The sequence below is a fragment of the Vibrio zhanjiangensis genome (assembly GCF_030161235.1).
Classification (GTDB): domain Bacteria; phylum Pseudomonadota; class Gammaproteobacteria; order Enterobacterales; family Vibrionaceae; genus Vibrio; species Vibrio zhanjiangensis.
Window position 1 is genome coordinate 51,837 of the sequence record NZ_BSPW01000012.1, and the last position, 25,570, is coordinate 77,406.

Here is a 25,570-nt window from a genome sequence, read left to right on the forward strand (position 1 = left end):
TAGAACATAGTAAGTTCGAACTCTCATTCAGGAGCATGCTGCCACAGAATAAAAAACTAGTATTGGCAAGCCTAAACAGTGTCCTACAAGATTGACTCACTAACTCTTGAGCCTCTTGATAAAAAAAATATTATTACAAACCATCACTTGTTGTCAAATGTGAAACTTTTTGAAACAAAAACAAGTCAGGCATGGTACAATTTAAGATACCATAAGCATTCAGGAGATAAGTATTGAAAGATGTCACTACCATTGGAGGAAGACTTAAAGAGATATTGTTTGTCAAGGGCGTATCTGCTGCCGAGCTCTCTCGTAGAGTGGGTGTTGAGAGGGGTTATATAAGCAAGTTAATCAATAATAAAATAAAAACGCCACATAAGAATATGCTACTCATTGCCGACAACTTAGATATTTCATACGAATGGTTAATGACGGGTATAGAAAAAACTGGACTCTATGAACGAGATTATGGTGTAGAAGGCATTGTAGAGGATAAGTTAGTAAATATTGGATTCTTTGAAACCAATATGCCAATAGCCAAGTCGGATAAACTTGTATACCATGATGAATCTATTAATATAGTCAGCATGAAAAAACTTGGGACAGGCAATTATTTGTTTCATTCAGGAAGCGATATTTTCGAACTCTACAGAGTTGATAACTTTATAAATCTAACTTGGCACCCCCATGAGCCTAAAAAAAGTTATATCCCTATTGGAAAAGTAATAACCAAGATAAACAAGGAACACATTAATGACAAGAAGCTTAAACTTGTTAAAAATTGAAAACAATTTGATTTACTATACCAATGAAGATAATGATTATGTTTTAAGCTCTTCCGCAAGAGTATTGATAAATAAAGGGATTGTAACTTTTTTCAAAAAAGAGCATCGTGACCTTATTCATGCATTAGATCCCATTACTAAGTTTGATATAAAATGGTATGGTTTCCTCACAGCCCTATACCTTACGTCCTTATTAGTTGCTATACCTATGTCACCTCATAGTGTTCAAATCTTTGGCACATGGCAACCTGCAGGTATTCTAATTTTTCCTCTAACCTTCCTAGTTCTCGATACTATCAATGCAACATTAAGATATGAATACGCAAAAACAACCACCTATTTCGGTGCAGGCATGTGCGCCCTTGCATCTGGTTTAATCGCGGCTACATTTTCTATCTTTGAAATCACGTCACCATATAAAGAAGTATTCGAACCACTTATTCATTTATATTTAATTAATAGCCTATGTATATTACTGGCTGACCAAGCAAACAACTTCACCTTTAAAAAATTGAGTATGCTTTTATATAAAGCACCTATATGGATTCGTTCTATTTTATCGAGCACTATAGGCCAAGCAATATATACTTTTGTCTGGATAGGATTATTTTTTAATTCTTCAACCTCAGTTACCCTCTTACAAAAAATTGCGGACAACTATATATTCAAAATCGGCTATGCATTTGCAGTTCTTCCCGTATTATATGGACTGGTTTTAACGTATAAGTTATTAAAATCAAAGAGCAATAACAATTTACCAGCCGAATAGGAAGATAAAGCCGAGTTGTAAAACTTCGACGATTGTTATTATTCTATTCAATGGGTTTGAAGCTTGCCATGACTCTTGAAATGCAAACTTCAAACTCTTTATTACCCCGTGTCTTTACATTAACAAAGTGCTCTAAATCTTCAGCAAACCGATTAGGCATAGCAACAGAGTAACTTTTTGCGAGGGTGTAAACTTTGTAAGCTCCTGACATGAAAAATTTTCTAAAGTCATCCCCCGAAAATCGATATTCAAAGTGTCGGGTCTTTAGTGAAACAGTAGTAAAGTTTTTTGATTCAAATAAATCAACATATTGTTCGGGGTAGTCAAAGTGCATGCAAGGTAGCTTGAAGTTCTGGCCAAGATCTGGGTAGTGATGAGTGAAAAACTGATGCATCAATACGGATACTTGTGGGCACCAGTCCTGTTTATAGGGCGTTTGTAAGACAAATACACCACTAGATCTCAGTGAATTTTTGATCGTATTGATGGAAGCGTCATAGTCTTGATACCACTGAAATGATGAATTTGCCGTAATGAGCTCAAAGGCTCTATCTGGTACAAATTGCTCTATGCTTTGATGAGAAAAGAGCAGTTTACTATCTGGGTATAAGAGCCTAGCTTGATTAATCATCTCTTCAGAGCTGTCGATAGCGAGCATAAATTTAGGTAATACATGCTCGTAAATAAGATGAGATACTTTTCCTGAGCCACAACCAATATCCAGCACCGAATCGGCCTGCTTGGGCATTAGTTGCATTAGCTCTTTGGCAGCATCAAACTGAACAATGCCGTTTGTATAGTATTCTAGATTGTAGTTCATCTTGAATCTCATTAAAAAATAATAAGTATCAGTTACTTAAATTCTTTCCGTCTATTTCTCTCAAATAATCATAAGCTTAGATGGTATCGGTAAGGCAAACTTTCTCCAGTTAAAAATAGAGCGAATGTTCAACTGACGAAAGATAAAAAACATTTTATTCCAATATGTTACCAATATCTTTCAAAAAAAAAGGGCTAATTTCACATTTTTGCGGTAAGGAAAGGTCAATCAGAGCTTCAACTATCAGAGACATTCAACTAAAATATTTATTAATAAAATTATCCATAGATGTTGAATGAAGAAAAGTAACCTGACCACAAATACTGGTCACCGTTTTATTTCCAAAGCTAAAACTGCATATAAGATCCACATCCACACACCGGACGATACGGTGTTGCATCGATCTGTGGGTTACGTAAAAATTGGCGAGAAAAAAGGTCTTAAAAAAGCTATCAAGCTAAGAAATGAGTTAGGTAGCGCCATGTGGGGCAAGTTTTGGCGGAAATTGCTCAAAGATCCTTATTTAATGACAAGGTTACCTCATTCTGTTGAGCCCAAAATTATTTACAAACCTAGGCCAACCAAAACGAACCCAGATGCGAAAGATGAGTGCTACATTGCCGCTTGGCGTAATTACGATCAAAATGGCCAATTAATCTACCGAAGTATTGTCTGTTCGATTAAAAAGCATGGCCGCCTTGCCGCCTATACAAAAACCAAAAAAGCACTTCTAGAAGCGAACAAAGATAATTTGGAAATATTGGAATTTATGGGCCGCTTGACGAGCATCGATCTCAAATAGTTCTCCCCTATTTCAAATCGGATAGCTCCACCACACTTCACTCACAATATCTTGTTATAAAAAAACCGCAACATATGCTGCGGTTATGGGTCGCCATGTTACTTACCTAAGAATCTATACGCTAGCTTCTCGCTGTGAAATAAAGGCCAAGGCCATCTTGATTCGAGCAACGACTCGCTCCTTTCCTACTAAATCCATAACAGCATCAACAGATGGTGATTGACCACCTCCAGTGACTGCAACGCGTAGAGGCATACCAATTTTGCCCATACCGATATCCAGTTCTTCACACACTGCAGCAATAACGTTTTCTTTGATACTGTCCGTCTCCCAGTGTTCTAAATTTTCGGCTTTGGCCAATGCCAGTTCAAGAGGCTCTTTTGCCACACCACGTAAATGTTTTTTTGCAGCACCCGCTTCGAAGTCAGAGAAATCTTCATAGAAGTAGCGAATTTGCTCAACAAGTTCAACTAGAGTGTTGCAGCGCTCACCTACTAACTTAATGACTTCAGTTAGTGCGGGCCCATTTTCTACATTGAGTTTCTGGTTATTCAAGTGCCATTGCAGATGCTCGACCACATACTCAGGATCTGAGTTTTTGATATAGTGATTGTTTAACCAAAGTAGCTTTTCAGTATTAAATGCCGACGCAGATTTAGAAATAGCGCCAAGAGAAAATAACTCTATCATCTCTTGCTGAGAAAAGATTTCTTGATCGCCATGAGACCACCCTAAGCGCACCAAGTAGTTATTAAGCGCGTTTGGCAAATAACCTTCATCTCGATATTGCATTACCGATACCGCACCATGTCGCTTGGACAACTTGGCACCGTCATCTCCCAATATCATTGCACAATGGGCAAACACAGGAACAGGTGCTCCTAAAGCTTCATAAATGTTAATTTGACGAGGGGTGTTATTAATATGATCTTCACCACGTACAACATGTGTGATCCCCATGTCCCAGTCATCCACAACAACCACAAAGTTGTATGTTGGAGCGCCATCCGTGCGGCGGATAATCAAGTCATCCAATTGATCGTTGCTGATTTCAATACGACCTCGGATTTGATCCTCAAAGACCACGCTGCCTTGAGTCGGATTGCGAAAACGTACGACACATGGGTCCCCCTCTTTTGCCGCCTCATTCGCTGCCACAATTTTGGGATGATTCGCATCATAGCGTGGCATTTGCTTATTTTCTTCTTGCTCAGCGCGAACTTCGTCAAGAAGCTCTTTAGATGCGTAGCATTTATAGGCTTTACCTTCAGCCAGTAACTTGTCAACCATTTCGTTATAACGGTCAAAACGCTTAGATTGGAAATAAGGTCCTTCGTCCCATTCAAGCCCCATCCATTGCATCCCTTCAAGGATCGCATCGACAGCTTGCTGAGAGTTACGTTCTAAATCAGTATCCTCAATACGCAACACAAACTCCCCTCCTTGGTTTTTCGCCAAAAGCCATGAGTAGAGTGCAGTGCGAGCACCGCCAACGTGAAGGTAGCCTGTTGGGCTAGGAGCAAAACGAGTTTTAACCGTCATTTAAAATACCTTGAATTAGCTGAATAACGGCACCTGAGAAGGTGCTAAAAATTGCGCGTATTTTATCATTGATATCCAAATCTACAATCCACTAGATGTAGAATTAGCACGAACAGTCAAGTTTCATTCTTTCAAGCAGCGGATAATCACCAAATCATTAGCTCTTGACCTTACCCTAAAGGTAAGGTTTATCCTTACTAATAGCTTTTATTGAGGACAATATGATACATAGGTTAGATATTCCACTTTCAGGATTGAGCTGTATGGGGTGTGCACGTAAAGTTGAACGCCTTTTGCTCGCCGAGCATCGCGTATCAATAGATACATTAACCCCGCAGCATATTGCTCTCGATACCACTAGCAGCTTTAAAGATCTGGAATCTTCCATTGTTACCTTAGGCTACAGTGCTGGATATCAATACCAATTTCACTTAAAGGGTTTAAACTGTGGTAAATGCGTTGCTAAGTTAGAAAACACCCTCGCAGATCATCCTCTCGTTGGCCACTTTCAAGCATCAAAAACTGACTTATCTCTCGCTACATTACTGAGTAATCAGCAAGTCAAAGATCTTATAAAATCAATTGGCTACGAAGCCTTGGACGACAATAAAACTGATCGCGATTCAAGCAATCAAGAGCCGCCATTACCAGCAACCAAACCACCAAGCTCTGCTGCGCCAGAACAAATAAAGTCACTGGAAAAGAACAGCACTTATCCACTACATTTTTTTATTTCCGGAATGACTTGTGCAAGCTGCGTGGCATCCGTTGAGCGTGCAGTAAGTAATGTTGACAAGGTTTATAAAGCGCAAGTAAACCTCGCTGAGCAAAGTGCGCTGGTTTTTAGTACTGAAAATGACGACTCAGTCGTAGAGTCTATTTTAAAGTCCGTACAAAAAGCAGGATATAACGCTGAATATGCATTTGACCCAGAGGCCAAGCAGCAAGAGCAGTTGCTCAAACAAAAGGTCATACAAACCCAGCATAAGCAGAGTGCTTGGCAAGGCATAGCCATAGGCGCGCCATTAATGCTCTGGGGAGTATTGGGCGGTAATATGATGATACGCAATGCCCAAGACCAACTAATATGGGCGGGCATAGGGCTCATCTGTTTGTGGTTACTCATCACCGCTGGACGTAGTTTCTTTGTTAACGCATGGCATTCTCTGCGTAACAAGCGAGCCACAATGGATAGTTTAGTTGCCCTTGGCACTGGCGCGGCATGGCTGTTTTCAATCTTGGTGGTTAGCGCTCCTCAATGGTTTCCACAAGCATCACGTCACGTTTATTTTGAAGCCAGCGCCATGATTATTGGCTTAATCTCGCTTGGGCACTATATCGAAGCCAAAGCCAAAGCCAAAACCACCCTTTCACTTCAGGCGTTAATTAAGCTTCAACCCAATAGTGCCACTGTCATCACCGACTCTGGCGAACACGTGATTGCAATAAAAGAGATCACGCAAGGGATGCAAATTAGGATCAAGCCCGGCGAAAAAGTACCGGTTGACGGCACCGTGCTGTCCGGAGAATCATTCTTAGACGAATCTATGTTAACTGGAGAACCTATTCCTGTATACAAAGACAAAGGGGCTCAAGTTTCGGCGGGAACCGTCAATCAAGATGGTAGTTTAGTTTTGGAGGCTACCCATGTCGGCAGCCACACTATGCTGTCCCGAATTATCAATATGGTGCGCAGCGCCCAAAGTAGTAAACCTGCAATAGCCAAACTTGCTGACCAAATCTCATCGGTATTTGTCCCTGTCGTTGTCATGATTGCGCTTTTATCTGCACTGGTTTGGCTCCTCTATGGGCCTGAGCCTAAAATCAGTTATATGCTGATTGTCACCACAACCGTTCTTATTATCGCTTGCCCATGCGCGCTTGGCTTGGCAACCCCGCTCTCAGTAACGGTTGGAATCGGTAAAGCCGCCGAAATGGGTATACTGATTAAAGATGCCGATGTGCTCCAATCTGCGAGTAAAATCGATACCGTAGTATTTGATAAAACCGGCACATTAACGCAAGGCAAACCACAAGTTGAATCACTGTTTGTTAAAAATGGGAACGAAGACCACTTACTGCGACTTGCGGCAAGTTTAGAGCAATATTCAGAGCATCCTCTAGCCAAAGCGATTGTCGGTCTTGCCAAACAAAAACAGCTTTCCCTTGATGACGCTGATAATTTCACCAATTTGCGCGGTAAAGGTGTGACAGGCATTATCAATCATCAATTTACCTCAGTGGTGTCGCTCGGCAATGCGCAACAACAAGGCATTCGATTAGAAACCTTCGCCTCTGAGATAAAACAATGTGCGCAAAACGCTTGGACGCCCGTCGTCGTCACCCAGCATGGCAGTGTGATTGGAATCATAGCCATTAGCGACCCAATCAAGCCTGAGGCCAAACATGCGATACAAGCACTCATTGCTATGGGCATCACGCCTGTGATACTGACTGGAGATAATCAAGAGGTGGCGAAGGCGATTGCTTCCCAGCTTGGCATAACTAACGTCATCGCCCAAGTGCTGCCGGATCAAAAGGCGCAGCATATAAAACAGTTGCAAGACCAAGGCCACCATGTTGCCATGGTAGGTGATGGGGTCAACGACGCACCAGCGCTTGCAACAGCCAATGTCAGTATTGCGATGGGAAGTGGCAGTGATGTTGCTATTGAAAGCGCCCAAATGACGCTGCTTCACTCCTCTGCGCTCGGCGTAGTCAAAGCAATCGAGCTCTCCAAAGCCACCATGACCAATATGAAGCAAAATTTATTTGGCGCATTTATCTATAACAGTTTAGGTATTCCGATTGCCGCGGGTGCGCTCTATCCAGCTTTTGGCTTTTTGCTGAGCCCTGTGGTTGCAGGCGCAGCCATGGCTTTGTCCTCAATAACCGTCGTAAGCAACGCTAACCGTTTACGGCTATTTAAATCTTCACATGATTAAGAGGTTTCTATGAACAGAAAATATATCGCACTTACGCCGCTTGTCTTTCTCTCAGTACAGGCTTTGGCAGCGGATGTTATCAACCATAAATCACCTTATTGTGGCTGCTGCACCGCATGGACCCAGCATATGCAAGAGGCCGGCTTTACGGTGGAAGAGAAACTGCATGATAATATGAACAGCATCAAGCAACAGCTGGGTATCACACCCCAATTAGCCTCTTGTCATACTGCTGAGATTAACGGCTATGTATTTGAAGGCCACATCCCTGCCAAAGATATTAAAGCGTTTTTAAATAACCCACCGAAAGGGGCTAAAGGATTAGCCGTACCCGGTATGCCAATAGGCTCTCCTGGTATGGAAAATGGTGCGCAAAAAAAGAGCTATTCTGTCTATGCCTTTAATCAAGATGGGCAAGTATATGAATATCAAAAATACCCCATCAACAGCAAATAACCTTCACTGTTGATTATTTTATATTTTAAAACACCTAAAAATTCAGGGGCAAACACTCTAAAAGTAGGCAACCATTAAAGTATTTACTCTTATAAAACATTATCTTAGATATAAAATTCAACTTTATTCAACTATTTTTAATTTTGTTTGTCGCTTCATCCTCTCATCTTGCAGTAACTTCTGCTGCTTCCAGAAAGCCGTACCAAGATGCGGCTCCTTAAATCAGAGGCTCAGCGCTGGGTGATCTCTCACTTCGTGACCTCTTTTTCTTAAAGACAAACAACTTGAGTGTATAACACATGAAAAAAGCATTACTTATTGCAGCCGTTGCTGCCGCGACTTCTATGCCTTCGCTTGCAAATGATAACTACGTAGCACTGGAGCTTGGCAAAGGTCAACATACCACTTCTGGTTTGCTAGAAAACACCCAAATCGGTGAAGACCTAGAAGAGATGGGCCTATTTTCTATAAAAGGTGGTCATTATTTTAGTAAAAATGTCAGAGCTTATGGCTACCTTCAAGGTACAGCTAGTAACGAAACTACCTATGTTAACGTCGGACTTAAAACTCAATTAACAAGTGGCGAATTTGGTGCGGGTGCTGACTATTTACACTATATCAATGACCAATTTTACTTGCTAGCAGGTGGTAACCTAGGTGTTTATAAATCTGAGCTTGAGCTATCAGCTTATGGTGCAACACACACTATGGACAATACTGGTCTGGCAGCAGGTGCAAACCTTGGCTTAGGTTATAAATTTACTGAGCGTTTTAGTATGGAGCTTGGCTATCGTTACACTCAGTACTTTGGAAATGAGTACAAATTCCCTGTTGTTGGGGCAAATATTGATGCAGATCTTAACTTTGATGGATACCAAGTCGGTTACCTAAACGCAAGCTACTCTTTCTAAGCGGCTCAGTAAGCCACTGGAAATTAAGCAGGTGCTGCTATTTATGCAGCACCATTTCTTATATTTGTCACAGAATATTTGTTTTTGTGTGGAAAAATTCTCACTTATTGGATAAATACAGTATTCCCCCTACTTATAATCGATCCCCAAAATGCGGTACACTGAGTATATAATGCAATTTCTCAATAGAGATGAATGAATTTACTCGAACAAGCCAAAAACGAACATTGCAACATTGCCATTGCCGATATTGTTTATAATCCCCATGAAAAATCCCTTAGCTCTGCGCAGGGAGATATCCCTTTAGAGCCAAGAAACATCGCATTACTTGAAGTGTTGCTATCAAATATCGACGAACCAACATCGATTGACGAGTTTATTGACTTAGTGTGGGAAAATCAGTTTATCTCAAAAAATGTGGTGACAAATCGCATCAGCCTGTTGCGCCATCTCTTTCGTCAGCATACAGAGCAAGCTGATTCAACCAAAATCATCGTCACCTACCCCAAGCGCGGCTACTACATTGCTCAAAGTTTTGTTCGGCTTGTCGCCAAAGACAACATCACTCCCCCAAGCCAAATGCCCAAAACGCCCGTTGCAACGACTAACAAAAACAAGACACTGCGCTATTTAGGCTGGTGTTTAAGCGTGGTGTTTACCTCATTGACTGTACTACTTGCGATACATACTTGGTCTCATTTCAAGCAAAATACGCAAAATAATACCCTACATGTTCCCCAAGTGCGGCTACTACTCGATACGGTTACCTGTGAAGATGAAACGCTAAGCGATATGGCCCTAAAACTAAAAGCACTCACGCTATACTCGCACAGTGCGTCACCCTACATCCATCTATCAAATATGAGTTCACCGAACTTTTATCTGCATAGCTTAAGTGAACATTGCCACTTCCCAGGTTCAGATGCCGTCTATGACTCAGATTACAGCTTACGGTTTAATTTATGGCAAGATGAACATGGCAAGACCAATCTTGAAAGCGTGCTTCATCTTACCGCATCAGGTCGAGTCGCTTGGCGAAAAACCTTTCAATTTTCCTCCGGTCAGTTGACCGAAACTGTCAATCAGCTCAACGCCGATCTTAGTGATTACTTTAAGCTGCCACAAAAAATTGCCAGCTTGTCGGATCAAGTCTCGAGCTTAATTACACCCATTGCCGATACCACGCTCAGCGGCCTACTCTCCCGCCATCTAACGGATGTAGAAGTGCTGTTTTATACCCGAGAGCTTCTTTTTACTCAGCAATCGGAAACCGATTTTCAAAAATGGATTGCCAAGGTCAAAGAACGAGAACCCATCACGCCGCCTGACCTGCATATGCTATTGGCATTGGTGACGTATCGCTCTGGTGATGTCGAAAGAAGCTTAAGAATGCTTGAGCGAGAATATGCGACTGAAATTCCTGATAATGCACTGATTTTTCTTCTTCAAGCCAATATCAACCGAGAGAAAGGCAATAAACAAATGTATCTTGCCTACTATCTGAAGGCCAACTCAGCCTTAACCACAACTCTGCCAGCCGAGCGTGTGTTTGCTCTTTATGCCAGTCCAGACAGAAAACAAGCTTGCTTAGGCTTGTGGCAGGAAGCACTGCTTGATATTGACTATATTCGGCGACCTAAATCGGTTTTGTGGCAAGGGATTGAAACCTTTTGTCGCCCTTATCCAGAATAAAAAACGCCACCGACATCGGTGGCTTTGGGTCATCACTTGAGCATAAGTTTACCTAACCAATAAGCTCCACCATCATTTGGATATGCAGATCGTCATCATTCAAACAAGGAATAAAATGAAACACTTCCCCGCCATGTTCCATGAAAAGCTCACAACATTGTTCTGAGATTTCTTCCAAGGTTTCTAGGCAATCGGCAGAAAAGGCGGGGGTCACTATATCCAGCTTCTTAATGCCTTTGTTAGGCAGTTGCTCTAGCGTTTTGTCAGTATAAGGCTGCAGCCACTCTTCACGACCAAATCGTGATTGATAAGTCGTGCCGATTTGCTCCTTAGTAAGCCCCAACTCAAGCCTTAATAGTTCAGTGGTTGCCTCACAATGCTGCGGATAAATATCGCCATTATCGGCATAACGCTTTGGTATGCCATGGTAGGAACACAACAAATAGTCCCCCTGACCTTTATCTTGCCAAGAGCGCCGAACACTTTCTGCCAGTGCTTTAATGTAGGTTGGATGATCGTGATAATCCCGAATTAACCGATAGTTTGGCATGACAGGCATGGATTGAAATGCTTTGGTTATCCCATCAGATACTGCAGCCGTTGTGGTACCTGAGTACTGTGGATAAAGAGGCAACACAACCACATCTTCCACCCCGGATGCCATAAGATTTTCTAGACCAACCTTAAGGTTGGGATTACCGTAAGTCATGCCCAACTCAACCGGCATATCAAGTTTCTGCTTAAGTTTCTCAGCTTGCCTTTTGGCATACACGAGCAATGGCGAGCCTTCGTCCATCCACACAGTTTGATATAACTTGGCAACCTTAGGTGAGCGTATCGGCAGAATAATACCGTGTAAAAGTGGGCACCACAGCCAGCGGGTCATATCCACCACACGCTTGTCATGCAGAAACTGGCTTAGGAAGCGCTTCACAGCCGGCGCTGTCGGTGCGTCAGGTGTACCTAAGTTGACCAGTAGCACCCCTTGTTTTTTCGTATTTCTCATAACACCTCATCGACACTTATAAAACAGACTTTACAATTGAAACCTCTTTGCCGATCAAAAGATAAAGATCGAAAAAGCGACCGAGTTGGCCGCTTTCACTATATCAAACTTTCAATTTGAGATGTAAGTAGAATTAAGCAAGTGCTTTTTCTATATCAGCGCTCACTTCTTCAACACGCTTAGTACCATCAAATTTTAGGTACTGAGTATGTCCAGATTGAGCCTCTTTACCATAATAGTTGATAAGAGGGGCGGTTTGTTCATGATACACACCAAGACGAGCACGAACCGTCTCTTCTTTATCATCATCACGTACGACAAGATCTTCACCCGTCACATCATCTTTACCTTCGACTTTAGGTGGGTTATAGATGACATGATAAGTACGACCCGATGCTAAATGAGCGCGGCGACCAGCCATGCGCTCCACAATCACATCATCAGCGACATCAAACTCAATCACATAATCGACCGCCACGCCCATGTCTTTAAGACCATCAGCCTGTGGAATAGTACGAGGGAAACCATCAAGCAAAAAACCTTTCTCACAGTCATCTTGAGCAATACGTTCTTTAATCAGGCCAAGGATAATGTCATCAGAAACTAGCTGACCAGCATCGATAACAGCTTTGGCTTGTTTACCAAGCTCAGTACCTGCTTTGATTGCAGCACGTAACATATCACCAGTAGAGATTTGTGGAATACCATATTTCTCCATGATGAATTGAGCCTGTGTGCCTTTACCTGCACCTGGAGCACCTAGAAGAATGATGCGCATGTTAAATCCTCTTAAGATTGTTTGATTTATACCGAAGCTCACAGTGTTCGACCGCTGTTTCACACCGTTTACACCACGGTAAGTTTCGGTATAAGTGTTATTTTCAATAATAAAACAGGCGTGCACATTACACGCCTGTTCACTGAGTTGCAAGATTGTATTCTAACATACAATCGGTCACTATCGTTTAAGTGATAAGCAAAGATTGCCTGCTTACTCACATTAACCAAAGCAACATCCGACAACAGTAAGTACCCATCAATTTAAAGCTCGCATAAGAAAAGCTTTAATATTGAAATCAATGTGTCGAAAGCAGTGAGTTAATTGCACCAACAAATTGTGATGGATCTTCCATCGAGCCACGCTCTGCCAACATTGCTTGACCAAGAAGAACTTCGACCCAACGACCAAATGCTTCTTCATCGGCTTCGTCTGCCATGCGTTTAACCAATTCATGTTCTGGATTGATTTCAAAAATGTACTTCACTTCAGGCACGGCTTGGCCAGCCGCTGCAAGCAGTTTAGCCATCTGTGTGCCCATCTCATAATCATCTGTCACAACAACGGCCGGTGTGGTGGCCAGTTTAAAGGTCGTACGGACCTCTTTAACTCGCTCGCCTAAATACTCTTTAGTGCGCTCAACAACGGATTTAAACTCTTCTTCCGTTTCTTTGTGCTTTTCTTTTTCTGCTTCGTCTTCGAATTTGCTTAGATCAAGTCCAGCTTTAGTAATAGATTGGAACTGCTTACCATCAAACTCTGTCAGATAGTTCATTAGCCATTCATCAATGCGATCGAACATCAAAATGACTTCTATGCCTTTAGCCTTAAATTGCTCTAAGTGAGGGCTATTTTTCGCCGCAGCATAGCTATCAGCAGTGAGATAATAGATCTTATCTTGTCCTTCTTTCATACGCTCGACATAAGATGCCAAACCAACATTTTGATCAGCCGAATCATTCTCTGTTGAGGCAAAGCGCAGTAAGGCCGCCACTTTTTCTCGGTTAGCCATATCTTCCGCTGGGCCTTCTTTTAGAACAAGACCAAACTCTTTCCAAAATGACTGGTATTTCTCTTGATCATTTTTTGCGATGCGCTCAAGCATAGTCAAAACACGCTTGGTACAAGCATTACGCAGCGATTGCGTCACTTTATTGTCTTGCAGGATTTCACGAGACACGTTTAACGGCAAATCGTTAGAATCGATAAGGCCACGAACAAAGCGAAGGTATGACGGCATAAACTGCTCTGCGTCGTCCATGATAAAGACACGTTGCACATACAGCTTAAGGCCAGATTTATGATCACGATTCATCATATCCCAAGGCGCTTTCGCTGGGATATAAAGTAGGCTAGTGTAATCGTTTTTGCCTTCTACACGATTGTGGCTCCAAAGCAAAGGATCTGCAAAGTCGTGGGAAACATGCTTGTAAAATTCTTGATATTCTTCATCAGAAATGCCGGCTTTATTACGGGTCCAAAGGGCTTGAGCTTTATTGATCTGCTCCCACTTTTTCTCACCCGTTTCTTTTCCTTCTTCATCACGCTCAGCAGTTTGAATTGAAACTGGAATACCGATATGGTCTGAATACTTGCTGATCACTTCACGCAGGCGCCACTCATTTAAGAACTCTTTGCCTTCGTCGCGCATATGAAGAATGATATCTGTACCACGTGATGGCTTCGAGATCGTTTCTATGGTGTACTCACCTTCACCAGCAGAGTGCCACTGAACCGCTTCATCTTCAGCCAGACCAGCGGCGCGAGTGCGAACTGTCACCGCATCAGCCACAATAAAGGCAGAGTAAAAACCCACACCAAACTGACCAATCAGTTGTGAATCTTTCGATTGCTCTTCTGATAATTTAGAAAAAAACTCCGCGGTACCCGATTTTGCGATTGTGCCTAGGTGCTCAATCACATCATCACGACTCATTCCAATACCATTATCAGAAATCGTTAGGGTGCTTGCACTTTCATCAAAAGATAGCTTGACGCCTAAATCTGCATCTCCTTGATACAAGTCAGGATTTGACAACGCTTGGAAACGCAGTTTATCTGATGCATCCGAAGCATTAGAAATAAGTTCACGCAAAAAAATCTCTTTATTTGAGTAAAGAGAATGAATCATCAAGTGAAGTAGCTGTTTTACTTCAGACTGAAAGCCACGAGTTTCTTTATTTTGTGTTGCCGTTTCGCTCATGTTCGCTCCATAACATCTATAATTATCAGGCCTAGCGTACATTTCCTAGGACCGATACTGTCATAATCTGCAAACTAACATGAGGGTGGCAAATGTAAATTCAAGGTCAAAATTCATAAAAACATTGTTTTTTTGATTTTATTTTGTCTATCCTTGGACCTCAAAAAATCAAAAACAATATTTAACATCTCTCGAAACACGTTTTTTGGCGCATTATCTGATGAAACCTAACTAACAATGATGGTTATACCGAATGAGTAACATAGGCACTAAGTTCAATCTTTCAAATAGATTTACTTTTGACCCCAATACAAACTCTCTGGTGGATAACTCAAACGATAACAGCGAAATTATACGTTTGGGGAGCAATGAAAGCAGAATTTTGCTTTTGCTATCAGAAAAGCCCAATGAAATCATATCCCGTAATGAGTTACATGATTTTGTTTGGAGAGAACAAGGATTTGAAGTTGATGATTCAAGCTTAACTCAAGCGATTTCTACGCTTAGAAAACAGCTTCAAGATTCAACTAAATCTCCTCAGTTCATTAAAACTGTACCAAAGCGTGGGTATCAGTTGATTTGTAGCGTTGAGCGAACAACCCCATTAATGAGTGGTGCCCAAAGTAAAGAAGAGGATACGCAAGACACCAATAGCCTTGATGACCAAACGTCATCAGCTACAAGCGCAGAAGTAACCAATCCGACCTATTCTGTGGTCACCACTCCAGCATTCCAGAACATGCCAGAGCCGGTAAAACCGAGATGGGGGATAAGGATCATGTTGTTACTCTCTTTGCTTATACCTCTATGCGTCATCTTATTTACAAACCCTGCGGAGTCCACATTTCGACAGATTGCGATCTTTGATGGAACGCCAGTAAAAACACCTGCCAACCACCCAGATTTAACTCCTTGGTATGGGTCTATCGAGCAGTGTATTAAACGATATAACACTTTTCATGAATCTATGGCGCCGGTCGAAGTCATTGCAACAGGCGGTCAAAACAATCAGCTGGTACTCAACTATATACATTCAGTTGAAAACTCCGGTGAAAATGTCACAGTGCGTATATTTGCTGACCAACAAGATTTAAGCAAAGTTTGTCAATAGGAAGAATAAAATGAACCATAAAATCGCAGGCGGTTTACTTATTTTGTCAGCTTTGTTTAGTAGTTGGCTTTATTGGGGAAGTGACCTAAAAGTCGAACAAGTCTTGACATCTAAAGAATGGCAATCGAGGATGGTTACGCTTATCACAGACAGCTTACGAGAAGAATCTGTTGGCTCTCTTCGCCGTGTAACCATCGACTCTAATGTCAAATATTTGCCCAATGGCCAATACAACCGTTTTGCTACTGTCAAGCTCTACAGTACCGAGTCTAAAAACGAAAGCACCATCAACATATCTGAAGAAGGTGAATGGGATGTGAGTGATAACTATCTTTTAGTTTCACCGATGAAATTTAAAGACGTCTCTTCCGCTCAAAGTAAAGATTTTACTGAAGAACAACTTAAGCTCATCACTCAAATATTTAAAATGGATGCCCAGCAAAGCAGGCGGATCGACATAGTCAATGAAAATACACTACTGCTGACCAGTTTAAACCACGGCTCTACCGTATTATTTTCTCACTAAATGATTATTTGAGCCGTTTGTCGCTGTTTTATCCAATGGGTTGATATAAAGCAGTAACAAACGGCGTAATCAAAGAAAATGCAGCAGTAGCTACTGACGGTAACAACTACAGGGTGGTTACTCGTCTCGCGCCATACCATTGAGTACTATGTTGTTATAGCTCACCATACCAATAATTTGGCCATTTTCAATAACAGGTGCACGACTAATACCAAAACGCTCAAATAATCTAGCGCAATATTTTACATGCATTTCAGGATCGACAGCTAAAGCAGGCTTAGTCATAATTTCATAGATATTGACTCGATCTGGAGAGCGATTCATTGCCAGTACTTTTTTGGCAATATCATTCATTAATACCAATCCATATTCATCATCATCATTACGTTTATTGACGACTAACGCTTTGACTTGATGCTTCCTTGCCAACTGGATACCTTCTCTCACGGTTGTTAAACCATCAATCATAACGTAATTGGCGACCATTACATCACGAATGCATATTTTCTGACCACCACTCATAATTCATTCCCTACCACTTCAGCTAACTTCTCGACCTGGTGAGCAACACCAACGGCATCTTCAACATCAATTTGAACAGCAATTCCTTGTCCTGACTCTTGATCAAATTCACCAACCTCACTTATTTTTTCCAGAATATGCCGAGAAAGGTGTTCTTCGACTACGAAAAGAAGGACGTCTTTTTGCACTTCTAAAGTCAGACCAAAAAAAGTTCGCTTCTTATTCAGCCCCTCACCTCTTGCATTATTGATAACTGTAGCTCCAGTTGCCCCAGCCTCTCTTGCAGCATCAAGTACAATGTCCGTTCTACTGTCTTCGACAAAAGCGAGTATCAATTTAAAGCGCATTTTCATTATTCTCCTGTGATGAATTTCTGTTCAGCCACTGAGTAATTTGGGCGTATCCCATAACAGATATTATGGGGAACAGGCTTGCAAAGGCAATGAGTCCAAAACCATCAATCATAGGGTTTCGTCCAGGTACGGTAGAAGCAAGCCCCAATCCAAGAGCGGCAACCAAAGGTACAGTGACTGTCGACGTTGTGACGCCCCCCGAATCATAAGCAAGTGGCACAATAAGTTTTGGGGCATAAAATGTTTGAATAACCACAACTATGTAACCGGCAATAATGTAGTAGTGGATGGGATCACCAACAACGATCCTATAACTGCCTAATGAGATACCAAAGGCGACCCCAAGAGCGACCGAAATACGAAGTCCATTGACACTGATCGAGCCCCCGGAAACCTGATTGGCTTTAATGGCAACCGCAATAAGAGAAGGCTCTGCAATGGTTGTGCTAAAACCTATACAAAAGGCAAACAAGTACACCCAATAATAATCTTGCCAACCAATATCGCCTTCTACCGAAGTACCAAATTCTTGTAAGAAAGAGGGTTTAGTTAGCTGCATAGCCATGGTTTCCCCAAGCGGAAACAAGGCAAGCTCGAGACCAATAAGAAATAGCGAAAGTCCGAGAATAACATAACCAAAACCAGCAACAACTTTGGGCCAATTCGCCACAGGTCTGCGCAAAACAGCGAACTGAAAACCAAAGATGATTGATGCAATTGGCAGTACATCACCTATTGTACTATGAAATGTGCTTATAAATTCGGACGAATCAATCAAGTGACCACCATTCCGTAAACCATAACAAACATCATCGGCAATAGAGAAGCAAACGCAATTAAGCCAAATCCATCTAGCATAGGATTACGGCCTTTTATTGCTGAAGCTAGACCTACGCCGAGAGCTGTGACAAGGGGTACTGTTATTGTTGAAGTCGTCACCCCACCAGAGTCGTACGCAACGCCAATAATACTTTCTGGAGCAAACATAGTAAGAACAACAACACCAATGTATCCACCGATTATCATGTACTGAATAGACCACCCCTTAAGTATACGCAGCACACCCAGCATAATGGCTATACCCACTGAGAGAGCGACGGTGTAGCGAAGACCGTTCGCGTACTGCGTCATAGCAGCATCATCCAAAGCAATCATACCTCCTTCTGCAGCGACTTGGGCTGCTTCTGCAGCAACCGCGGTAAGAGCAGGTTCTGCAACTGTGGTTCCAAACCCTAAGCAAAATGCAAACAACATTAACCAAGCAACACTTCCTTTGCGAGCAAACGCTTGTGCCATCGACTCTCCAATAGGAAACAGTCCCATCTCCAGCCCAAAAATGAAGAAAGAAAGTCCCATCACAACCAATACTAAGCCAAAGAGTATTGACAGCATATTAGGTAAAGGTTCTTGCAACACAATAAGTTGGAAAAAAGCAATCACAGCCACAATCGGCAGTAAATCTCTTAAACTTCCTAAGAACGCTTTCAAAAGTGCAGCTAGCGCCTGCATATGAACCTCATATTCGTCTATCTACTAGTAACCATGGCAAGAACAAAACAAATTAAGTGTGACTCAAACTGGGCCATAGACAAAAAAAATCAGAAAATAATGATTTTGTGATAGCCGTAAGTTTTGAACAATTGATGATCCTAAATGTCGCTAACTCGCTATAATTATTAGAATTGCTATTCTGATAGACTCATTGAAATTGTAGTTTTGCAGGACAGAGGAGAGCTGAATGAGAGTACTGCTAACGGGTGGAACAGGCTTTATCGGTAAAGAGCTGTTAAAATATTTTACCACCTACGAGGTGACACTTTTAACGCGCTCTCCACTCAAAGCAAAAGAAATGGTTAGTCATGCAGACATGGGGAACATAACTTATCTTTCTGATTTAAATAAATTAAGTGACCTTAACGAATTTGATGCCGTGGTCAATTTAGCGGGTGAGCCCATCGCCGATAAACGTTGGACTAAAAAACAAAAAGAAATCATATGTCATAGTCGCTGGAAAATCACAGAAACAATCGTCGAGCTTATTCATGCCAGCACTTCTCCACCTTCAGTTTTTATCAGCGGTTCCGCTGTTGGCTACTATGGCGATCAACAAGAGCACCCTTTCGATGAGGGCTTACATACTCATCAGCAAAATTTTCCTCATCAAGTGTGTGCAAAATGGGAAGAAATTGCCAACCGCGCTCGCTCTGACTCTACCCGTGTTTGTATATTGCGAACTGGAGTTGTTCTTGGTGTTGAAGGTGGGGCATTGAAGAAGATGATGCTGCCATACAAACTTGGTTTAGGTGGGGCGATCGGTAGTGGTGATCAGTACATCCCGTGGATACACCTACTTGATATGGTTCGAGGTATCATTTACTTACTCACAACAGAACATGCGTACGGAGAGTTTAATTTGTGCGCCCCACACCCAGTTACAAACAAGCATTTTAGTCAAACCCTAGCTAAGTTACTTAAAAAACCACACCTGTTGTCTACTCCGAAATGGCTACTAAAGATAGCCATGGGTGAAAGTGCTGTACTTTTGTTTGATAGCTTGAGAGCTAAACCCAAAAAACTCACAGAACTTGGCTTTCACTTTAGCTACTCTCGCATCGAACCCGCAATGAAAAACTTATTACAGCACGCGGATTAATCTGTATGCTAAGCCGATAAAATATATAGCGAAACAAGTTTATCATGGCAAAATCTATTCTCGTTACTGGCTGCTCAACAGGTATTGGATACACATGTGCTCACGCTCTTCACAAAGCAGGATATCAAGTTATCGCATCATGCAGGCATTTCGATGACGTTAAACGACTACAAAATGAAGGGCTCACCTGTATTCAACTTGATTTAAGCGACACAAATAGCATCGAACACGCTGTCGAAAAAGCGCTCGAAATAACGGGCGGTAGACTCGACGCCCTGTTTAACAATGGCGCCTATGGTCAGCCCGGTGCATTGGAAGACCTTCCTACCCAAGCGTTAAGAGAACAGTTTGAAACCAATTTTTTTGGTTGGCACCATCTTGTCAAACAAGTATTACCAATAATGCGTAAGCAAGGAAATGGCCGAATAATACAAAACAGTTCTGTGCTCGGTTTTGCAGCAATGCCGTACCGAGGTGCTTACAATTCGTCTAAATTTGCACTAGAAGGCTGGAGCGATACTCTGCGCCTAGAACTTGCTGACACCAATATCAAAATAAGCTTAATCGAACCCGGTCCGATAGAAACTCAATTTAGAAAAAATGCTCAAAAAGCCTTTGAAAAATGGATAGGTATCAACTCGAGCGTTCACCATGAATACTATAAGAAACGCATAAAGGAGCTTGGAAATGAGACCTCAAGCAGTACTTTTGCGCTCCCTCCCGAATCTTGTATCAGACCATTATTCCATGCATTGGAAGCAAGGAAGCCCAAAGTACGTTATCGAATTACAACACCCACTAAGGCTTTTGCATTATTAAAACGTGTATTGTCTAGTCGTCTACTAGACAAACTTTTAGTGCGAGTATCTTAAACACAGATGTCATCATAGCGTAATAATAAAAAGATAAACTAACTAATGAGGTCATCGACTTCACAATTATATGAAAGCGTTACATTCGGAATAAAAACATGACATTGAACCAATTAAACTGGCTAAGTGTGGGTGTTGCGCTAACTTTGTTCATCATTTTGTAAACGCCTCCACTTTAATTTGGAAAAATACCGCTGTATTGGCGGTATTTTTGTATTTGTACGCCACAGGCTAGCAAGGGCTTGATATTTCCCAACCGCGCCCATATGTCGGTGATATAACAATTTTTTGCAAGGAACCCGCTAATGCAGTCGCCATTTATTGTCGAACTCAACGAGCAAAATTTTCGTCCAGTACTCGAAGGATCAATGCAAACTCCCGTGCTTATCCATTTTTGGGCATCGATGAGTGAGGCAAGCACACAACTCATTCCACAGCTAAAAGAGTTAGCACAACAATACAGTGGAGCTTTTACATTGGCGCTCTTAAACTGTGAGCAAGAGCAAATGATTGCCAGCCAGTTTGGTGTTCAAACACTGCCTACCCTAGCACTGTTTGTAAACGGTCAACCTGTTGACGGTCTTGGCGGACCACAAGATCTGCAAACAGTACAAGCTATGTTAGCTAATCATCTACCCAGCCAAGATGAACTCAATGTCAAACAAGCGATGGAGTTCATTCAAACACAAGAGTATGGCCAAGCCTTAACTCTCCTTCAGGCATTACCAGATGAACTAAAGCAAAAAGGTGATGTAAAGCTAGCAATTGCAGAATGCCTCGTTGAAACCCAAAATTTTGAACAAGCAAAAGTCTTACTAGATAACATTCCTTTGGAATATCAAGACAGTCGCTACAAAGGATTAGTAGCTAAACTGGAACTACACGAGCAATCTGCAAACAGCCCAGAAATTCAATTGCTTGAACAACAATTTCAAGCAGATTTAACTAATGCAAAGCTGGCAGCTGACCTAGCGTTGAGTTATCACCAAGTTAATCGGGACCAAGAAGCACTCGACATCCTTTGGCGCTTTTTAAGTACAGATTTGAATAGTCTCGATGGTGAAATAAAAAAACATTTTATGGATATCCTTGCTGCTCTGGGGCAAACCAACCCAATAGCCTCTCAATATAGACGCAAGCTATACTCACTCCTATATTGATTTTGCAAAAAGACAAAGCCGACTAACCTGAAGTTGGACACTTTGGTTAAGCGGCTTTGTCTTCGCCCTAGAAATAAATCTTTAGTCAGTAGCAATAACCAAACTATCCAAATTCTCAGCATCTTATGTTAAACATCGAAACAAGTGATTGATCATCCTTGATTGCATTCTTGAAAGTAATTATTTCCCAAGTATCCTCCATGCTGATACGAAAGCTTACCATCCCGAGTCTTTGATGTTGGCATTATTTCCTTGTCTCAATACTGATAGAGTCTGAAATATGTAATTATCTTGCATTTATATCATTGTATTTAACACCAAACTAAGCAACAATCAGCATAAAGATTTAGATACGGATTTACATATGATCATCGACTCTATTGCTACCATCGGGATTCTATTGGTTGTCGTCATCGCATTTATCATTGCAGGAGTGAAAACTGTTCCTCAAGGTAACCATTGGACTGTTGAACGTTTTGGTCGCTACACGCATACGCTCAAACCAGGATTAAACATTATTATTCCCTTCATCGATAGAATTGGACATAAAATCAATATGATGGAGCGTGTTCTCGACATTCCCGCTCAAGAGGTGATCTCAAAAGACAATGCTAATGTTACCATTGACGCGGTTTGTTTTGTCCAAGTAATCAATGCGGCACAAGCGGCATACGAAGTCAACGATTTAGAACATGCGATTCGTAATCTAACCCTCACCAACATCAGAACAGTGCTCGGCTCAATGGAGCTAGATGAAATGCTCAGTCAAAGAGATATGATCAACGGTAAATTACTCTCTATTGTCGATGAAGCCACTAACCCATGGGGTATTAAAGTCACACGCATCGAGATCAAAGATGTACAACCTCCCACCGATCTTACCGCAGCTATGAATGCGCAGATGAAAGCCGAACGAAACAAGCGTGCCGAAATACTAGAAGCAGAAGGCATACGCCAAGCAGAAATTCTCAGAGCTGAGGGGCAAAAACAATCCGAGATACTCAAAGCTGAAGGTGAAAAACAAGCAGCAATATTGCAAGCAGAAGCTCGGGAGCGCGCTGCAGAAGCAGAAGCTCGCGCAACGACCATGGTCTCAGAGGCGATAGCTCAAGGTGACATGCAGGCTGTCAATTACTTTATTGCCCAAGGTTATACAGATGCACTGCGCAGTATTGGCCAAGCTGAAAATGGCAAAATCATCATGCTACCGCTTGAAGCGACTGGTCTTATGGGGTCGGTTGCTGGTATTGCCGAAATGTTCAAACAATCTGAACAAAAATAGGCAGAGGTCCACTTGCTCGAATTACTCGATTCTATTAACCATTGGCATTGGCTAGCATTTGGGCTTGTGTTGCTAGCTATGGAATTATTTGGTACTGCTGGATACTTTCTTTGGCTTGGTATCTCTGCACTGCTCATTGGACTCTTGCTGTCTGTATTGCCAATGAGTTGGCAGTTACAATGGATAGCATTCGCCGTGTTTTCATTGGTCACATCTTGGTTATGGTGGCGGAAGCAATTTAATCAAGATGTTTTTGATGATGAACACAGACAACTGAATCAAAAGCAAAAACAAATGCTAGGGCAAACGGTTGTGATTGAAGAGGACATAGCTCCTGGACGACACAGAATTAAAATTGGTGATAGCACTTGGTCTGCTCAAACCGACCACCCCATAGCGGCTGGAACCCTAGTCGAAGTGACCCAAGTGAATGGAATCATTTTAACGATCGAAGAGAAGAAACTCAGTTAAACCAGCAAAAGTTATCACCTGTCACAATAATTTCATTTTCAAACTACCAAACAATATCAGAAGAGGCATAGCAATGCCTCTTCCTATATTTACCCACCTTATATCCTAACCATTGATTGCGTAAAAACGCCATTTCGCTTGATATTGCCGAGTTCGCTTGCATACTTATTATTGCATAGCTCATGTGACACTCATCAATCAGGCTTTACTTGCATGGCTACTTTTTATTCAGCATTCAACACAAACCTATTCACCTAAACCTCGACTATGGAGCGAGAAAACGAATGAAAGCAAAACTGACACTGCTACTGCCTGTTTTAACTATTATCTCATTTAATCTTCAAGCCAACGGTGATCAAGGCGGAAGGACATTAAGCTCAGAAGTAAAGTGTGAACTTAAGAAAGGTCAAGTTCAACAACTCCCTCCCTTGTATTGCAAAATGTTCAATGGCAAAGCGCTCTAGAAACATTTTACGAGAGGAGTCCAATACTCCTCTCCGTGATACCGCGACTAAATAAAGCTATATGGTATTAACACTTGGAAACGGATGTCGGTTTCATCTGCATCTTTAGCACCAGCGAATTCGTCGCGCTCAAGAATGGTTCCATGTAAACGAATTGTTGTACCTTTTAGTGAGCCACTCTGAAGTGAGTAGGCAATGGTGGCATTCACTGCGTATTCGCTTTCATAGTCCCAATCCCCCGATGCACCACTGGCTGCAGAATCAGATCCAGTACCATAACCCAGCCCTAAATAATAATTCCAGCCATTACCCTGATCGTATGACACGCGATTATACCATGCGATTTCCCCTGATTTATTCCAATCGGAAAGCGCGTCCCAGTATTGGGACCAAGTACCATTGGTCATACCATAGGTGTGGATAGTTCGTGGCACAAAATCAGCTCGATTATCTGTGTCTGTGTAACGCAGTTCAGAGATCCAAGCGAGCTGCCCAAAAGAGTGTTGTAATGAGAGTCCGGCGTGATAGCCTAAACCATCATATTTCACATCATCGTTGACAGCATAAAAATCAGCCGCAAGTACGGTATTTTCGCTATGTTGATATTTTAGGTACGCCTTGTAGGAAGAGTTATCATGTTCATCGGTATAGCTAGTAATTTGATTTGTCCCCCAATCAACATTTGAGTAACGCACTCCTGTTGCTTGGCCTATGCCAAGTTGTATATACACACTGTCTGTTATTTGCCCATTAAGGCCAAGAGAATGGAGGTAGCTCCATGATGTGTCAGACCAAAGTGGTGCTGCATAATCATCTTCATGCAATAGCCAAGGTGCCGTAAATTGGTCAGCACCAAAATAGCTCAGATTATATTCTCCAACTTTTGTATTTAACTCAAAGCCGCGGTAAGTACCGGGAACAAAACTCCAAACATTACCCACGGTACCATTACCGCTAGATTGCAGCATACCGAACCGAGCATTAAATTCTTCACCAGACTTAAATTTGAGTGCAGCTTTATATACTTTAAGCTGATCACCTTCTCCAGCCCCCCAATCTAGATTCGAACAGGTTGAAATCTCATTGCATAAATACCCATCATCACCTTTCAAACTCTCGTTGTAGAGGTCTCCCGAATAGTAAGCTGCAAGATCAGCCCCGAGCCATCCTTCATGGTGACCAGAAGAAAAGTCCAATATTGCGTTGTAGGCAGAGTAATCTAATCGGCTCCAACGCTCCCCATCACTTCCTCCCGGTTTGCCCGATGTTCGCGTTCTAGAGCGAGTGTCCACCACAAACAAGGCGTTGAGTGTCGAATCTTGCATGAACTCATCCACGGCTTCGACATATTGGTCACCTGCAGCACTCTCTGTCGATGCTAACACTGGGCTAGAGACTGCTAGCATAGCTAGTACAACTGAAGACAATTTAAAATATTTGTCCATGG

General features: G+C 42.0%; 25 protein-coding genes. 15 read left to right on the top strand and 10 right to left on the bottom strand.

Annotated features, from left to right (window positions below):
- Positions 1-233 precede the first annotated feature (233 nt).
- Positions 234-785 carry a helix-turn-helix domain-containing protein gene (locus QQK21_RS02740; protein ID WP_284190664.1) on the top strand — a complete coding sequence of 184 codons (552 nt, stop codon included), beginning with the start codon at positions 234-236 and terminating at the stop codon, positions 783-785.
- Positions 754-1,554 (top strand): VUT family protein, encoded by an 801-nt coding sequence (locus tag QQK21_RS02745; RefSeq protein ID WP_284190665.1) that lies wholly within the window; start codon positions 754-756, stop codon positions 1,552-1,554. Before QQK21_RS02740 ends, QQK21_RS02745 begins: the two co-directional genes overlap by 32 nt.
- A gap of 43 nt (positions 1,555-1,597) precedes the next feature.
- On the opposite strand, the gene QQK21_RS02750 is transcribed toward QQK21_RS02745, so the two are convergent.
- Positions 1,598-2,374 carry a class I SAM-dependent methyltransferase gene (locus QQK21_RS02750; protein ID WP_284190666.1) on the bottom strand — a complete coding sequence of 259 codons (777 nt, stop codon included), beginning with the start codon at positions 2,372-2,374 and terminating at the stop codon, positions 1,598-1,600.
- Positions 2,375-2,669: 295 nt separating this feature from the next.
- Between QQK21_RS02750 and QQK21_RS02755 the strand changes: the two genes are divergently transcribed.
- Positions 2,670-3,176 (top strand): Fe3+-citrate ABC transporter substrate-binding protein, encoded by a 507-nt coding sequence (locus QQK21_RS02755; protein ID WP_284190667.1) that lies wholly within the window; start codon positions 2,670-2,672, stop codon positions 3,174-3,176.
- 114 nt (positions 3,177-3,290) lie between these two features.
- On the opposite strand, the gene gltX is transcribed toward QQK21_RS02755, so the two are convergent.
- Entirely contained in the window at positions 3,291-4,718 is a 1,428-nt protein-coding gene (gene gltX / locus QQK21_RS02760; RefSeq protein ID WP_284190668.1) for a glutamate--tRNA ligase, read from the bottom strand.
- Positions 4,719-4,942: 224 nt separating this feature from the next.
- Here gltX and QQK21_RS02765 point away from each other — a divergent pair, with 224 nt between their 5' ends.
- The 4 genes from QQK21_RS02765 to QQK21_RS02780 all read left to right on the top strand — a co-directional run bounded on the left by QQK21_RS02765 (position 4,943) and on the right by QQK21_RS02780 (position 10,722).
- Complete coding sequence (locus QQK21_RS02765; RefSeq protein ID WP_284190734.1) at positions 4,943-7,663, top strand: heavy metal translocating P-type ATPase; 2,721 nt, start codon at positions 4,943-4,945, stop codon at positions 7,661-7,663.
- Between the two features lie 9 nt (positions 7,664-7,672).
- Complete coding sequence (locus QQK21_RS02770) at positions 7,673-8,119, top strand: DUF411 domain-containing protein (protein ID WP_284190669.1); 447 nt, start codon at positions 7,673-7,675, stop codon at positions 8,117-8,119.
- A gap of 299 nt (positions 8,120-8,418) precedes the next feature.
- On the top strand, positions 8,419-9,030 hold the full coding sequence (locus QQK21_RS02775) for an outer membrane protein (RefSeq protein WP_284190670.1): 612 nt from the start codon (positions 8,419-8,421) through the stop codon (positions 9,028-9,030).
- Between the two features lie 195 nt (positions 9,031-9,225).
- The gene (locus QQK21_RS02780; RefSeq protein ID WP_284190671.1) at positions 9,226-10,722 is read left to right on the top strand and encodes a winged helix-turn-helix domain-containing protein; all 1,497 of its coding nucleotides are present in this window, start codon (positions 9,226-9,228) and stop codon (positions 10,720-10,722) included.
- Positions 10,723-10,774: 52 nt separating this feature from the next.
- Here the strand turns inward: QQK21_RS02780 and hemH are convergent, their stop codons facing one another.
- The 3 genes from hemH to htpG all read right to left on the bottom strand — a co-directional run bounded on the left by hemH (position 10,775) and on the right by htpG (position 14,709).
- The gene (gene hemH, locus QQK21_RS02785; protein WP_284190672.1) at positions 10,775-11,728 is read right to left on the bottom strand and encodes a ferrochelatase; all 954 of its coding nucleotides are present in this window, start codon (positions 11,726-11,728) and stop codon (positions 10,775-10,777) included.
- A 133-nt stretch (positions 11,729-11,861) separates the two neighbouring features.
- Complete coding sequence (gene adk, locus QQK21_RS02790; RefSeq protein WP_284190673.1) at positions 11,862-12,506, bottom strand: adenylate kinase; 645 nt, start codon at positions 12,504-12,506, stop codon at positions 11,862-11,864.
- A gap of 298 nt (positions 12,507-12,804) precedes the next feature.
- Positions 12,805-14,709 carry a molecular chaperone HtpG gene (htpG, locus tag QQK21_RS02795; RefSeq protein WP_284190674.1) on the bottom strand — a complete coding sequence of 635 codons (1,905 nt, stop codon included), beginning with the start codon at positions 14,707-14,709 and terminating at the stop codon, positions 12,805-12,807.
- Positions 14,710-14,962: 253 nt separating this feature from the next.
- Here htpG and QQK21_RS02800 point away from each other — a divergent pair, with 253 nt between their 5' ends.
- Positions 14,963-15,820 (top strand): winged helix-turn-helix domain-containing protein, encoded by an 858-nt coding sequence (locus QQK21_RS02800; RefSeq protein WP_284190675.1) that lies wholly within the window; start codon positions 14,963-14,965, stop codon positions 15,818-15,820.
- A gap of 10 nt (positions 15,821-15,830) precedes the next feature.
- On the top strand, positions 15,831-16,346 hold the full coding sequence (locus tag QQK21_RS02805) for a regulatory protein ToxS (protein ID WP_284190676.1): 516 nt from the start codon (positions 15,831-15,833) through the stop codon (positions 16,344-16,346).
- Positions 16,347-16,463: 117 nt separating this feature from the next.
- Here QQK21_RS02805 and QQK21_RS02810 read toward each other — a convergent pair whose 3' ends face one another.
- Genes QQK21_RS02810 through QQK21_RS02825 form a run of 4 tightly spaced genes read right to left on the bottom strand, consistent with a single transcriptional unit; the run spans position 16,464 to position 18,730 of the window.
- Complete coding sequence (locus QQK21_RS02810) at positions 16,464-16,868, bottom strand: CBS domain-containing protein (protein WP_284190677.1); 405 nt, start codon at positions 16,866-16,868, stop codon at positions 16,464-16,466.
- Positions 16,865-17,215, bottom strand: coding sequence for a P-II family nitrogen regulator (locus tag QQK21_RS02815; protein WP_284190735.1), 351 nt, complete (start codon positions 17,213-17,215; stop codon positions 16,865-16,867). The genes QQK21_RS02810 and QQK21_RS02815 overlap by 4 nt, the downstream gene beginning before the upstream one ends.
- Positions 17,205-17,999 (bottom strand): DUF1538 domain-containing protein, encoded by a 795-nt coding sequence (locus tag QQK21_RS02820; RefSeq protein WP_284190678.1) that lies wholly within the window; start codon positions 17,997-17,999, stop codon positions 17,205-17,207. The genes QQK21_RS02815 and QQK21_RS02820 overlap by 11 nt, the downstream gene beginning before the upstream one ends.
- Positions 17,996-18,730 (bottom strand): DUF1538 domain-containing protein, encoded by a 735-nt coding sequence (locus tag QQK21_RS02825; protein WP_284190679.1) that lies wholly within the window; start codon positions 18,728-18,730, stop codon positions 17,996-17,998. The genes QQK21_RS02820 and QQK21_RS02825 overlap by 4 nt, the downstream gene beginning before the upstream one ends.
- 229 nt (positions 18,731-18,959) lie before the next feature.
- On the opposite strand from QQK21_RS02825, the gene QQK21_RS02830 reads away from it, so the two are divergent.
- The 6 genes from QQK21_RS02830 to QQK21_RS02855 all read left to right on the top strand — a co-directional run bounded on the left by QQK21_RS02830 (position 18,960) and on the right by QQK21_RS02855 (position 24,123).
- Entirely contained in the window at positions 18,960-19,874 is a 915-nt protein-coding gene (locus QQK21_RS02830; RefSeq protein WP_284190680.1) for a TIGR01777 family oxidoreductase, read from the top strand.
- A 44-nt stretch (positions 19,875-19,918) separates the two neighbouring features.
- Complete coding sequence (locus tag QQK21_RS02835) at positions 19,919-20,746, top strand: SDR family oxidoreductase (protein WP_284190681.1); 828 nt, start codon at positions 19,919-19,921, stop codon at positions 20,744-20,746.
- 305 nt (positions 20,747-21,051) lie between these two features.
- Positions 21,052-21,906, top strand: coding sequence for a co-chaperone YbbN (locus tag QQK21_RS02840; RefSeq protein WP_284190682.1), 855 nt, complete (start codon positions 21,052-21,054; stop codon positions 21,904-21,906).
- A gap of 364 nt (positions 21,907-22,270) precedes the next feature.
- Positions 22,271-23,188, top strand: coding sequence for an SPFH domain-containing protein (locus tag QQK21_RS02845; protein ID WP_284190683.1), 918 nt, complete (start codon positions 22,271-22,273; stop codon positions 23,186-23,188).
- 12 nt (positions 23,189-23,200) lie between these two features.
- Complete coding sequence (locus QQK21_RS02850; protein ID WP_284190684.1) at positions 23,201-23,659, top strand: NfeD family protein; 459 nt, start codon at positions 23,201-23,203, stop codon at positions 23,657-23,659.
- A 284-nt stretch (positions 23,660-23,943) separates the two neighbouring features.
- Positions 23,944-24,123: a hypothetical protein gene (locus tag QQK21_RS02855; protein ID WP_284190685.1), complete on the top strand. Its 180-nt coding sequence runs from the start codon at positions 23,944-23,946 to the stop codon at positions 24,121-24,123.
- A gap of 47 nt (positions 24,124-24,170) precedes the next feature.
- On the opposite strand, the gene QQK21_RS02860 is transcribed toward QQK21_RS02855, so the two are convergent.
- On the bottom strand, positions 24,171-25,568 hold the full coding sequence (locus tag QQK21_RS02860; RefSeq protein ID WP_284190686.1) for an OprD family porin: 1,398 nt from the start codon (positions 25,566-25,568) through the stop codon (positions 24,171-24,173).
- Positions 25,569-25,570 lie beyond the last annotated feature (2 nt).